This window comes from Streptomyces sp. NBC_00250 (assembly GCF_036192275.1).
Classification (GTDB): Bacteria; Actinomycetota; Actinomycetes; order Streptomycetales; family Streptomycetaceae; genus Streptomyces.
Map to the genome: position 1 here is coordinate 4,564,579 of NZ_CP108088.1, position 12,850 is coordinate 4,577,428.

General features: G+C 70.9%; 10 protein-coding genes and 2 tRNA genes. 3 read left to right on the forward strand and 9 right to left on the reverse strand.

Features of this window, described 5'->3' with window-relative positions; genetic code table 11:
• Positions 1-24 precede the first annotated feature (24 nt).
• The 4 genes from OG259_RS20615 to OG259_RS20630 all read right to left on the reverse strand — a co-directional run bounded on the left by OG259_RS20615 (position 25) and on the right by OG259_RS20630 (position 2,832).
• A complete protein-coding gene (locus OG259_RS20615; protein WP_030318096.1) occupies positions 25-390 on the reverse strand; it encodes a PH domain-containing protein in 366 nt (121 codons plus the stop codon).
• Positions 391-578: 188 nt separating this feature from the next.
• On the reverse strand, positions 579-1,163 hold the full coding sequence (locus tag OG259_RS20620) for a hypothetical protein (protein WP_328943609.1): 585 nt from the start codon (positions 1,161-1,163) through the stop codon (positions 579-581).
• Between the two features lie 450 nt (positions 1,164-1,613).
• A complete protein-coding gene (locus OG259_RS20625) occupies positions 1,614-2,273 on the reverse strand; it encodes a signal protein (protein ID WP_328943610.1) in 660 nt (219 codons plus the stop codon).
• Positions 2,274-2,490: 217 nt separating this feature from the next.
• Entirely contained in the window at positions 2,491-2,832 is a 342-nt protein-coding gene (locus tag OG259_RS20630) for a hypothetical protein (RefSeq protein WP_328943611.1), read from the reverse strand.
• Positions 2,833-3,388: 556 nt separating this feature from the next.
• On the opposite strand from OG259_RS20630, the gene OG259_RS20635 reads away from it, so the two are divergent.
• Entirely contained in the window at positions 3,389-3,748 is a 360-nt protein-coding gene (locus OG259_RS20635; protein ID WP_328943612.1) for a hypothetical protein, read from the forward strand.
• A 92-nt stretch (positions 3,749-3,840) separates the two neighbouring features.
• Here the strand turns inward: OG259_RS20635 and OG259_RS20640 are convergent.
• Both OG259_RS20640 and OG259_RS20645 read right to left on the reverse strand, forming a co-directional pair.
• Positions 3,841-3,913: transfer RNA gene (locus OG259_RS20640), tRNA-Arg, on the reverse strand.
• 200 nt (positions 3,914-4,113) lie between these two features.
• Positions 4,114-4,204 (reverse strand) — tRNA-Ser (locus OG259_RS20645).
• A 344-nt stretch (positions 4,205-4,548) separates the two neighbouring features.
• Between OG259_RS20645 and OG259_RS20650 the strand changes: the two genes are divergently transcribed.
• Both OG259_RS20650 and OG259_RS20655 read left to right on the forward strand, forming a co-directional pair.
• Positions 4,549-4,974 carry an SSI family serine proteinase inhibitor gene (locus tag OG259_RS20650; protein WP_328943613.1) on the forward strand — a complete coding sequence of 142 codons (426 nt, stop codon included), beginning with the start codon at positions 4,549-4,551 and terminating at the stop codon, positions 4,972-4,974.
• Between the two features lie 147 nt (positions 4,975-5,121).
• Positions 5,122-9,153, forward strand: a complete 4,032-nt coding sequence (locus OG259_RS20655; protein ID WP_328943614.1) for a PAS domain-containing protein — start codon at positions 5,122-5,124, stop codon at positions 9,151-9,153.
• Between the two features lie 70 nt (positions 9,154-9,223).
• On the opposite strand, the gene OG259_RS20660 is transcribed toward OG259_RS20655, so the two are convergent.
• The 3 genes from OG259_RS20660 to OG259_RS20670 form a co-directional block, all read right to left on the reverse strand.
• Positions 9,224-10,876, reverse strand: a complete 1,653-nt coding sequence (locus OG259_RS20660; protein ID WP_328943615.1) for a long-chain fatty acid--CoA ligase — start codon at positions 10,874-10,876, stop codon at positions 9,224-9,226.
• Positions 10,877-11,042: 166 nt separating this feature from the next.
• Positions 11,043-11,588 (reverse strand): SigE family RNA polymerase sigma factor, encoded by a 546-nt coding sequence (locus OG259_RS20665; protein WP_266894292.1) that lies wholly within the window; start codon positions 11,586-11,588, stop codon positions 11,043-11,045.
• A gap of 125 nt (positions 11,589-11,713) precedes the next feature.
• A complete protein-coding gene (locus tag OG259_RS20670; protein ID WP_328943616.1) occupies positions 11,714-12,646 on the reverse strand; it encodes a DUF1906 domain-containing protein in 933 nt (310 codons plus the stop codon).
• Positions 12,647-12,850: the final 204 nt, after the last annotated feature.

The window sequence follows — 12,850 nt, forward strand, 5'->3', positions numbered from 1 at the left end:
ACGCCTATGGCGGTGCCCCGCTGCCTACCGGGCGACGAACTGCGTGAGGATCGCCTGCACCTCGTAGATGTCGACACCCTTGGTGAAGGTCTTCTGGACCGGCAGCTGGCTGCCCGAGATCCAGATCTTCAGCTCGGCGTCCAGGTCGAAGGTGCCGGCGGTCTCGACCGCGAAGTGCGTGATGCTCTTGTACGGGATCGAGTGGTACTCGACCTTCTTGCCGGTGATGCCCTGCTTGTCGACCAGCACGAGCCGCCGGTCGGTGAAGAAGATCGTGTCGCGGATCAGCAGGTACGCGGCGTGCACCTGCTCCCCCTGCCCGAGCAGCCGCGCGTAGTCCTGCTGCGCCTGCGCCGGATCAATCGCGTGCGCGTTTCCGAAGAGCGCCATGCCCCAACCCCCACCGTCGAATGAAAAGAACGATCATCCGACCCTAACCCCCCGACCCGCCAACACCGAAGGCCCCCGGACCACCCCGAACCCCCACCTCACCGGCTACGGCTCGCCAGGAGCCACCGCCGGCAGCCCCTGCGTCGGGTCGGGACGCAGAACACTTCCCCGAAGAAGGAAATTCAACGCTATTCGAGCGCAGGCACGCCGTTTCTATCGAATACAACGGTAAACGTTGCGCCATCTTCTGCAACCAGCTCCCCCTTCCCCTCATATTCGTTCACGGTTCCGTCCGAGTATGTAATGACAATTCTGACGGTATAGTTCACCGCCAGGTCGGACACAGCCTTGTCAAAATAAAAGACGTCTGCTGCACTGGAATCATCTTTGTCCATAGTCAGAACCACGGGATCAGATCCAGCGATAACTATCTCGTCCCGCTCTTCGACAACCCCCTCCTCGTCAAACAGAGTACTCGCGAAATTTACCGCGATTTGGGAACTCGGCGCATCTGTCGAAGACACGGATGTCACAGGAGTCGTAGGAGTCGTTTTCGGTTCCGACTTCGACTGTGCCACGTAGATGAATCCGAAAATGGCCAGGATGTAGGTCACGATGCTGACAGCCAGGATGGCGGCCCTGGGGAGGCGTCCGATGCTCCCTTCCAGGGTGATGTGGAACTGGGACGACCCCATGCTCGCCCCGCGTCCCACGATCCCTATCAGGAGAAGGAATGTCGCGATGACAAGGGTGACGATCGGGAAGAATTCCATTCCAGTGCCCCTCTGTAGCAACCGCCGCAGACCTCAGGGCAGGCGCTTATCAGTAGCGCGCAAGAGTGATTCACCTGAAGGAGGCCACGAGGAATGCGCCTAGGGCGCGTTTCGGCCGGGCGCGACAAGGGCGCCGATGACTTGGGGCCCGGCCAGCTGCCTTGATCTCCGATACCAGAGCCCTCTCCCCACTACCACCATGCGCTCGCCGGATGCGTCTCGCAAATGGAAGCGGCAGCTGAACTGCCGGGTCGTGGAGCGGCTTTGGCGGGGTCGCCATGGGGCGAGCATTCACATGGCAATCGGCCGCGGGAAGCTTCCGGGCTCGGAACGGAACTCGTGCTCCAAGGTCTTCAGGGCTTGGTCCACGGCGGACACCTCGCGTGGTTGTGCCGTCAACTTCAGGGGAAGAGTCCTCCGTTCACAGCGCGGAGGTCGAGCTTTTCGCGCTCAGGCCCAGGAAGAGGCCTGTGAAGCGGTACCGACGTCGAGGGAGTAGTCCACCGCGACCGCGAGATCGCCGGACTCACCGCGGATCGTCAGGACGTGCGGCCCGGGTTCAAGCGGTGGCAGCTGGACCCACAGGCCACATCCCGTGCCGAAGGTGCGTCCGTCTGTTCCGGTGACGGGGTTGTCGGCGACACCCAGCACCGAGATCCGCTCCCCGGGGTGCTCCTCCGAGTCGATCCTCTTGCCGTCCAGCGTCGCGGACCCCTTGGCCGCACTCATGAAGCCCTCGCAGGACGACGGGTCCGCGACGAGGTTCACCAGGGGGAAGGCGAGAGGCACTCCGTCAGGGACGGTGCACGTTCGCTTGACCCGATCGCCGAAAGAGCCCGCGAGGAACCACACGTCCTTCGCCTGATTGCGCGCGCATGCGCTTCCGTCCTGATCGACAACGGGGTTCGTCCGCTCGGGTTCGGACGCCGCCCACGTCCACCACCTGCTCTGCAGATCCCGGGAAGAGAGACCCCTCGCCGCCGGGGGCGACGCCGAGGAGGGCGCCGCTGTGCGCTCACCTGTCCCGGGGCCCGCGGTCCCTGCCCCACATCCCACCGACACGGACAGCACCACGGCCGTCAGCGCCGCTCTGCCCACCTTGATCTTCATGAACGCCCCTCCGCGTGTCGCACCGATCCGTCGACCCCCCGGTCGACCTGCGACATGTGCGGACACCCTAAGCCGCGACCCTCAGCGCTCGGACCTGAGCCCGTTGCCGTACTTCGCTGCTGATCAGTCGACCTGGCACGTAGACCAGGCGTAGGGCACCCGCGCGGATCCGTGGGCATCCGTCAGGGTGCGTAGTCGTTGATGCCAGGTAGTGATGTCAGGCTCCCGACGACCCATCAGACTGGGCCGTCGGCGGTGGCACGAAGAGGCCGATCAGCCCAGAGAGCGACGAGCTGAAGACGGTGAAGAGCATGTCCGTTTCCATCTTGTTCAGCGCCGCGTAGAGAAGGCAGCCCACGGAGCCCAGCAGGATGACACACAGCGTGCCCACGAGCATTGTCCACAGCCTGGTACCCGCCTCAGCCGGCAGCGGGACTAGGCGTCTGACTGCGGCTGCGGCCGCTGAAGCCGCCACGGCCTGCCTTACCTCAGCGGGTTGATCCTCCACGCCTCTCAGCGAATCCGCTACGGCGCGGCTGATCTCATTACCATCGCTCATGGCGTAATGAGACCCAATCCCCACTTCTCCCTCGGCTGGGCGCGCCGACAGTCTGGTGCTGGCACTCGGATAGCTGAAAGGGCCCTCGTCCACTCAGGCGAGAGTCCCTCGTCCCGTGTCAGTGGTTGGGTCGTCGGCGCCCCTGACTGCTGAGCTGAGCGGCGCCCAAACGGTCACAAAGCCTGGGTACGCCGCGCGGCATCCCTCAGCCCCCGATCGACAGCAGGCCGGGCGGGCCTGCGGCGGCAGAGCGAATGGACGACGCTTTGGGGTTGGGGACCGACCAGGACGAGGACGACCACGACTCGCCCTCGCCTCGTCAGTCGAACGGGCGTGAGGACCCTGAAGCGGAGTAGCGCGCCTGAGCGCGCAGTCGGACGCTGATGACATGAACCAACCCCCATCAGGGCAAGAGCCCCGCCCAGATCCGTACCAGCAGCCGTGGGGGCAGGGTGCACAGCAACCTCACGCCGGGGCAGGCTGGCAGGCCCCGCCGGGCGGTGGCGCACCTTATGGAGCAGCACCGCCAAGGAAGAAGCGGCGAAAGTGGCCGTGGGTGCTGCTCATCCTGGTCCTGCTGGCGGCAGGCGGGTGCGTAGCCGTCATCGCGGGCATCTCCAACGAAGTGTCGAAAGAAGTCACGGTGGAGTACGCGGTCACTGGCGACGCAAGAGACGTAACCATCGCCTATTCCTTCTGGAACGACGATGGCGTCTCGTCAAGATCCGAAACCGTCGAGAAGCTGCCGTGGCGGAAGACCCTGAAGACGAAGGGCTTCATGAAGGGTGGATCACTGCTCATCAGTCTGAGCGGGTCAGGAGGGACGGCCACATGCTCGGTGAGCGTGGACAACGACTCGCCAAAGACAGCCACCGCCTCCGGCCCATCGGCGGCAGCCACCTGCAGCGGGTTCTGAGCCGGGTACGAGCGACAGGACGACAGCACGTTGATGTCACCCGCTGATGCCAGAGGCCCCCTGGACGATGTCCAGGGGGCCTCTGATCTGTGTGCACTCGGCAGGATTCGAACCTGCAACCTTCTGATCCGTAGTCAGATGCTCTATCCGTTAAGCTACGAGTGCTTGTTCTTTTGTCTTGCCTTCGCTCCCCGGTCTTTCGACCCGCTCGCGGCGACAGACAGAACATTACATGACTGCCGCCGCCATGTGAAATCCATTGACCCCACCCCTTGTGACCTGCGAAAACGTCGCGCAGACCAGGGATCGGACCCCCTCGGGAACGGCCGAAGCCCCGGCCTGTGGGGCCGGGGCTTCGGTAGGGGCGGAGGCGGAGGGATTTGAACCCTCGATGGGCTTTAAGACCCAAACCGCATTAGCAGTGCGGCGCCATAGACCGGACTAGGCGACGCCTCCATGCACCTCGCGCATGCGCGGTGGTGCGTGCAGATGATGACACAGGCGAACCGGCTGTCACCAATCGATTCTCACCGTACTAGCCCTCCGGGGTCGAGAGCAAAGCCCAGCGCCCCCGTCGTGCCGTCCGCCGGAACCACCGGAGTCGTTACCCAGCCCCTCCCGGCCGGATCCGCCGCACGCCCGGAGCCGCCCTCCGCTCCGGAGCCGCCGCCCTGAGCCGCTCGGCGTACCCCGCTTGCGCAACGCCCCGGCGCCCGGAGCGTTAGAGGGGGCGGGGCGGGGCACGCCGTGCGCCCGCGCCTGCCCGCCGCACACCCGCTCCCCCGTTCCTGGAGATCCGCATGCTGCGCCGCCTCGTCCTCTCGACCCTCGCCACCGCCGCCGCCGGCACCGCCGGGTTCGGTCCGCTGCCGCCGCTGCCCCTGCTCTCGCCGCCCGAGGCGCTGACCGTGACCGTCTCCGAGAGCGGATACCCGAACGCCGACGGCACCTTCGAGCTGACGTGTGACGACCGGGCGGGCGGGACCCACCCGGCCCGCGAGCACGCCTGCGCGCGTCTGGAGCAGCTCGCGAAGACGGGCGAGAACCCGTTCGAGCCCGTGCCCGCGGACCAGTTCTGTACGCAGGTCTACGGCGGGCCCGCCGTCGCGCACATCACCGGCACCTGGCAGGGCCGCTCGGTCGACGCCCGCTTCTCCCGCGCCGACGGCTGCGAGATCGACCGCTGGGAAAATCTGGAGCCGGTCCTTCCTCTTGTCCGGGGATGAGACAGGATGGGCCAGGATGAGACCGGGGTCACCCCCCGGAGCCTCCCTTAGACTCCCTTCCGTGACAGGGTGCGGCCCGAGGGGCAAGATGGGGCCGGCCGGCCGATAGGGCATGCACGTTGCAGTGCGTCAGGGAGGAACGTCGTCGTGAGCAGCAGGCCATCCCGGGGCGCTGCTCGCCTCGCAGCCATACTCGACGCCCTCCCCGACGGCCTCGTGCTCGTCAACTGCAACGGCACGGTCGTCAACGCCAACACCATCGCCCTCGGCATGTTCGAGACGCCGGGCACCGCACTCGTCGGGCGCGGCCTGCTCGACCTCCTGCCCGAGTTCGACTCGCGCCTCATCCCCGGCTCCATGCGCCGCCCCGAAGGCACCGACGAGCGGGGCCGCACCAAGCCGGCCCGCATGATCGCCCGCCGCACGGACGCCAGCGAGTTCCCCGTCGAGGTGACCAGCGCCAGCCTGGAGGACGGCCGCGAGGCCTACGACTCGTACGGCGGCTACACCGGCGACGAGCTGCTCATGCTGGTCGTCCGGGACCTCACCGGCACCCTCGACACCGAGGCCGAACTCGCCCGCTCGCAGCGGCAGACCGAGATGATCCTGCGCGCCGCCGCCGAGGGCGTCGTCGGCACGGACACCGACGGCCGCGTCGTCCTGGTCAACCCCGCCGCCGCCCAGATCCTCGGCTACCGCGCCGGCGAACTCGGCGGCCAGGAGCTGCACCCGCTGATCCTCTCCAAGCGGGCCGACGGCGAGCCCTTCCCGTACGAGGACTCGCCGCTCGCCGACACCCTCAAGTCCGGCCGCAAGCACCGCGTCCGCGGGCAGGTCCTCTGGGCGAAGAAGGGCGACCGGGTGCCGGTCGACCTGACGACCGCTCCGGTCCGCGACGGCGACCAGCTCGTCGGCGCCGTCATGACCTTCACCGACCGCAGGCCGTACGAGCAGCTCGTCGACGAGCACGCCGCCGAGATCACCGAACTGACCGAGCGGAACGCGGCGGAACTCGCCGACCGCGCCGAACGGAACGCCGCCGAACGGGAGGCGCAGCAGGAGCGGTACGCTTCCCTCGCCGCCCGGCACGAGCAGCTCACGGCCGTCCTCGCCGAGTCGCTGCGCGGCCCCCTGGAGGAGCTGCGCGCCCAGCTCGGCACCCTCGCCGCCGACGACGCCGGACAGCTCTGGCCCGAGGCCAACCAGGTCCTGCACCACCTCGCCGCCGGCTACGCCCGGATGACGGCGCTCGTCGACAACGTCCTCGGCTACCAGCGCCTGGACGCGGGCACGGAAGCGCTCGACAAGCACGTCGCGCTCCTCGACGGCGTCGTGACGGCGGGCATCGACGGGGCCGTCGATCTGATCGGGCCCGGCCGCGCCCAGTTCGCCGTGCACGCGCCGCCCATCGAGGCCGAGGTCGACGCGGCCCGGCTCGCGACCGCGCTCTCGCACCTCGTCGCGGACGTCGCCGGCGTCGACGCGACCGGCAAGAACCGGACCACCGCCCAGGGCTCCGTACCGGCCGACTCCACGATCGTCGTCGCGGCCGCACAGCGCGGTGACGTCGTACGGATCGAGGTCCGCGGCCCGTACGCGGGCGGCGACCCGGTCCACGGGCCCGTCGTGCGCGGGATCGTGGCGGCGCACGGCGGTGTCGTGCAGACCCACGAGGTGCCGGGGACGAGCGGCGGCGCGTATGTGCTGGAGGTCCCGCTCGGCACCGGGCGGGGCACGATCCCCGCGACGCGGCCGACGGCCGCGGCGGGGTCGGCGGAGAGCAGGAACGGCGGGCCGGGCGGTGCGCTGGCTCTTGGACCGGCCGGTGGACCGGCTGATGGGCCGACCGGTGGTGGTCGGGAGGCGCTCGCGCTGCCCGCTCAGGCCTCCGCGCCCGTCACAGCCCCTTCCGCTCCTCTCGCTCCTCCCGCTCCTATCGCCCCGCCCGCCCCGCCCGCTCCGTCCGCTCCGTCCGCTCCTTTCGGTGACTCCACGGAGGGCTCCGGTGGGGGGCGGCGGCGGGCCCGGCGCGGATCCACGGATGCCTTCCTGGAGAGTTCGGTCGCCCCTGAGGGCGGTGCGGAACCCAGTGGGCGCCGCCGTGCCCGTACGGGAGAGGCCGCCGGAGGAACCGCCGACCTGATCCCGGCCCAGCAGAACTCGGGCGTCGAGCAGGCCGTTTCCGCCTCGGGCTCGGCCCCTTCCGCCTCCGCCTCAGGCCCTTCCGGCGCTTCCGGCGCTTCCGGCGTCGAGCCGACCGGGCGCCGGCGCGGGCGGCCCGCTGAGGGGTCCGTCGTGACCGCCGCCGAGGGTGCACAGGGACGGGCCGCGCTCGGCGCCGCCGTGCCGCCGCAGGGTGTCTCCGTCGAGCCCTCGGGGACTGCTTCGGCTCCCGCCCTCGCGCGTGCGCTGCCGGCCGTCGCCTCCGCGGAGGCCGCTCCCGAGGTACAGCCGAGCGGGCGCCGTCGGCGTGCGCTCGCCGCCGCGCAGGAACGGGCGGCCGCGGCCGAGGCCGGGCCCCGGACGCCCTTCGCGCTCCCGCCCGCTGACGCCGACCGCGCCCCCGACGAGGTCGTGTCTCCGTTCGCCCTGCCGGGTGCCGCTCCCGTCGCCGGGCCGCTGCCGGTCTCCGACGAAGGGCAGCACGAAGCCGCACGGGGTGTCCCCGGCACCGAACACACGCCTCCGCAGCCCCATCCGCACGGGCAGCCGCAGGGCCCCGTGCAGACGCCGGTCCCGCCCGTGATGCCGCCGGCCGAGCCGACCGGGCGCCGCCGGGCCGTCGCACCCCCGCCGCCCGAGCCGGAGCCGGACTCGGTGCCGCAGGTGCCGCACGCGGCGTCGTCCTCCCCGGCGCGGCCCGAGCCCCGCAACAGCACCGGTTCCGGCACCGGCACCGGTTCCGTACCGCTGCCGCCCGAGCTGCCCATGCCGAAGGACTCGACCCAGGGACGGGCGTTCAGCGTCCGCACACTCGGGCAGGGCGTCCCCTTCGTCCCTCCGACCGCCGTGGCCTCCCCGCCCTCCCCTCCCGTCCCTCCTGTGGCGGTCCCCGTCGCCCCCGTGGCCTCTCCCGTCCCGGCGGCCCCCACGGCCTCCGGGGCGCCCTCCAACGGCTCCGGGCGGCGGCGCAAGCTCGCCACCCCGCCGGAGGTCGACCCGCCGGTCCCCGCCGCGCTCCCCGCACCGGCCAACGGCGAGGCCAGGCCGCACCCGCAGACGGAATCCCCTTCGCAGGCCCTGGCCCAGACCCCGTCCCAGGCCCTGTCTCCGGCCCAGGCCCCCTCGCAGCCCGAGGCCGCGCTCGGGCTCGTCCCCGCCGCGCCCGAGGGCCGCGCGTACGCCATAGGGGCCCCCGCCGAGGGCTCCGCCGAGGGGCCCGAGCCGCTCGACGGCCCCGGTGGCGCCGTCGAGGTCGCCAACCGGCCCGCGCCGCGCCCCGTCGACGACGAACTCCCCCCGGAGCCCCTCGACAACCCGCGCCGGCTGCTCGTCTGGCCCGCTCCCGACGTCTCCACCCAGCAGGCGCTGAGCGACCGGGGCTACCGGCCGGTGATCGTGCACTCCCGCGAGGAGGTCGACGCCCAGATCGCCGCCTTCCCGGCCGCGCTCTTCGTCGACCCGCTGACCGGGCCCATCACCCGTACCGCGCTCCAGTCGCTCCGTCAGGCGGCCGTCGCCGCCGAGGTTCCCGTGCTCCTCGCGGCCGGGCTCGGGCAGGCGACCCGGGAGGCGGCGTACGGCGCCGATCCCGCCGTACTCCTCAAGGCGCTCGCGCCGCGCGACAGCGAGCAGCACCCGTCCAGGGTCCTGCTGATCGAGGAGAACGAGGACATCTCCGAGGCGCTCGCGGCCACCCTGGAGCGGCGCGGAATGCAGGTCGCCCGGGCCGCGACGGACACCGAAGCGGTCACCCTCGCCACGCAGACGCAGCCCAACCTCGTGGTGATGGACCTGATGCAGGTGCGCCGCCGACGGGCCGGGATCATCGACTGGCTGCGGGCGAACGGGCAGCTCAACCGCACCCCGCTCGTCGTCTACACCTCTGCCGACCTCGCCGAGGAGGAGCTGCCGAGGCTGTCCTCCGGCGAGACGGTCCTCTTCCTCGCCGAGCGCTCGAACAGCGCCGAGGTCCAGGCCCGGATCGTCGACCTGCTCGCGAAGATCGGCACCAACTAGAACGCGGGAACGCGGTACGGGGAGGGCTTCGTCGTCGAAGCCCTCCCCGTACCGGTTCCACCGCCGGTGACTACAGCTGGGTCACGTCCAGCTCGCCCTCCGCGTACTGCTTTCGGATGACCTTCTTGTCGAACTTGCCCACGCTCGTCTTCGGCACCGCCGGCACGATCGCCCAGCGCTCCGGCAGCTGCCACTTGGCGATGCCGCCCTCGTCGGCGAGGAAGGCCTTCAGCGTCTCGTAGTCCGCCGTCGCCCCCTCCTTGAGGACGACGGTCGCCAGCGGGCGCTCGCCCCACTTCTCGTCCGGCACGGCGACGACGGCGGCCTCGGCGACCTCCGGGTGCGCCATGATCGCGTTCTCCAGCTCGACGCTGGAGATCCACTCGCCGCCGGACTTGATGACGTCCTTGGCACGGTCGGTGAGGGTGAGGAAGCCGTCGGGGCTGATCACGCCGACGTCGCCGGTCTTGAGCCAGCCGTCCTCGCTGAACTTGTCCGCGGGGCGGATGGCCTCGCCGTCGATGCCGCCGAAGTACGAGCCCGCGATCCAGGTGCCGCGCACCTCCAGCTCACCGGCGGACTCGCCGTCCCAGGGCAGGTGTTCGCCGGCCGGGCCGACCAGACGCGCCTCGACACCGGCCGGGAAGCGGCCCTGCGTGACGCGGTACGGCCACTCCTCCTCGGCGGTCAGGCCGTGCGGCGGGTGGGCCATCGTGCCGAGCGGGGAGGTCTCGGTCATGCCCCAGGCGTGACAGAGGCGGACACCGAGGCGGTCGTACGCCTCCATCAGCGCGGGCGGACACGCCGCGCCGCCGATGGTGACCTGGGACATCGAGGAGAGGTCGCGGGGGTTCGCGGTGACCTCGGCGAGCAGGCCCTGCCAGATGGTGGGGACGGCGGCCGCGTGGGTCGGCTTCTCGCGCTCGATCATGTCGGCGAGCGGGGCCGGCTGGAGGAAGCGGTCCGGCATGAGCATGTTGATGCCGGTCATGAAGGTGGCGTGCGGCAGGCCCCAGGCGTTGACATGGAACTGCGGGACGACGACCAGGGTCGTGTCCTTGTCGGTGAGGCCCATCGACTCGGCCATGTTCACCTGCATCGAGTGCAGGTAGATCGAACGGTGCGAGTAGACGACGCCCTTGGGGTCGCCGGTGGTGCCGGAGGTGTAGCACATGGCGGCGGCCGAACGCTCGTCCAGCTCGGGCCAGTCGTACGTGGTCGGACGGCCCGCGATCAGCTCCTCGTAGTCGTGCACGCGGGGCGCCACGCCGTCCAGGACGGAGCGGTCCCCGGGGCCCGCGACCACGATGTGCTCGATCGTCGGCAGGTGCGGCAGCAGCGGGGCGAGGAGGGGGAGCAGGGAGCCGTTCACGAGGACGACCCGGTCGGCGGCGTGGTTGACGATCCACACCAGCTGCTCGGGGGGAAGTCGGAGGTTGAGGGTGTGCAGGACGGCACCCATGGAGGGAATCGCGAAGTACGCCTCGACGTGCTCCGAGTTGTTCCACATGAGGGTCGCGACCCGCTGGTCGCCGGTGACCCCGAGTTCGTCGCGCAGGGCGTTGGCCAGCTGGTGCGCGCGTGCTCCGGCCTCCGCGAACGTGCGGCGCTGCGGCTCGGGCTCGCCCGTCCAGGTGGTGATGATCGACTTCCCGTGAATCGTCATCCCGTGCTTGAGGATGCGGCTCACGGTCAGCTGTACGTCCTGCATGGTGCTGTACACGGGGCGTCCTCCCGGTGGGCGCTACGTGGCAGAAAGGGTGTGGCGATTCTGCGCACGTACCGCGCGGTATGTCACTACCCGAGAGTACGGAAATTGCCAGTGATCGCTGGCAGGAGTGGCGGTATGTGGCGATTGCCCTGGGTTTCGGGCCCTCGGGTCGGCAGGGCTACCGGACGGGGGTCAGTTCCGGGTCCTCGCGGAGCTTGCCGAGCGCTCGCGACACCGCGCTCTTGACCGTGCCGACGGACACCCCGAGCACCTCGGCGGTCTGGGCCTCGCTGAGGTCCTCGTAGTACCTGAGGACCACCATCTGACGCTGACGCTCGGGCAGCTTCAGCACCGCACGCCACATCGCGTCGTGCAGCACCTGCCGCTCGGCCGGGTCCGGCTCCGGGAGACCGGCCGGCTCGGGCAGCTCCTCGCAGGCGAACTCGTCGACCTTGCGCTTGCGCCACTGCGACGTGCGCGTGTTCAGCAGCGCGCGGCGTACGTAGCCGTCCAGGGCACGGTGGTCCTCGATGCGCTCCCAGGCGACGAACGTCTTGGCCAGCGCGGTCTGCAGCAGGTCCTCGGCATCGCAGGGGTTGGCGGTCAGGGAGCGCGCGGTGCGCAGCAGCACGGGCCCACGCGCCCGTACGTACGAGGAGAAGGTCGAGTACGACGCGTACTGCGAGGCACCGGCGCAGACGGGGCCAGAGGGTGGCGGAGTCATGACTCCACGCTAGGAGGGGAGGGCCGCCCGGCGGATCGGCCCCAGGTCCCGACCCGCTGTCCGCCTCAGGTTGTAGAGGTGGGGACGGCCTCACCTCCTATGGGTGGAGACCCCTCGGGTCCGCGTCAGGGTCGAGGGCCGCCGAACGTCCCCTCCTCGACCCCGATCGGCGCTGCCGAGTCCTCGTCAGGCGTCCCGCGGGCCAGGGACGCGGCGACCGGCGTGACGCTCGCGACCGGCGCGTCCATCGCGTTCCGGTCGATGTTGAGACGGCGCCCGCCGTACGCCTCGGTGACGTTGCCCGCGTACTGGTGGATCCGGGCGTGCGGCATCCACGCCTCCGGGTGCAGCACCGGCTCGGTGTACAGCGTGGGCCGCCCCAGCCAGCGCGCGAACCACATCACCGCGGGCAGGTCCTGCGTACCCGCCCGCCGCGCCGCCTCGATGTCCCGCACCCCCGTGTCCGCGCTGCTGTAGTACCCGGGCACGTAGCCGAGGCGCCGCACCTCCCGGCTCCAGGCGCGGACGAAGGAGAGGGTGGTCGCCGTGCAGCCCGCGTCACCCGAGCGGTACGCCTCGATGTCGAGGTAGAGCGGGCTGCTCGTGTCCAGCCCGAGGGCGGACGCGGCCCGCACCGCGTCGGCCCCCTCCCGGGTGCCCTGGCTCACGGGGCTGCTCCCGATGGCGAAAGGCCGCTTGGCGGCGGCCGTGACGCACGGCGCCTGGGACCCCACGAACAGCGGCAGCAGCCGCCAGCCCATCGCGTGGACGGAGGCGACCCAGGCGGGGTTCAGCTCCCGCTGGGTCGGGCAGCCGCGCCCCCGGCCGCCGAAGTAGATCCCGACGGCGCCGTACGGCGAGCTGCGCCAGGCCTTCATCACCGCGAGGGACGGCGCCTCACAGGTGTCGAAGGCCCGACCGACGTAGTGGGCGGGGGCGGCGAGGGCGGCGGAGCGGGACGGGGTCCTGGACCCGGCTCCCTCTCGGGCCGCGGAGGCCGGGAGGGGAGCGGCGACCAGGGCCGCCCCGGCAAGCACCGCCACCAGTGCACCGACCACGGCCCGCACCCCGGGAGGCGAAGCGAACCGCGAGCGGGTGGGTGAGGGGGCCTGGGACGGTGAGCGGGTCGGGGAGAGGTTCGGGGACGGTGAAGGGGTCGGGGACGGTGTGAGTGCGGGCGGGGGCACGGCGACAGGTGTGGATGTCGGGGTGGGTGTCGGGGCGGGTACGGCGACGGGCCTGGATGTCGGGGTGGGTACGGG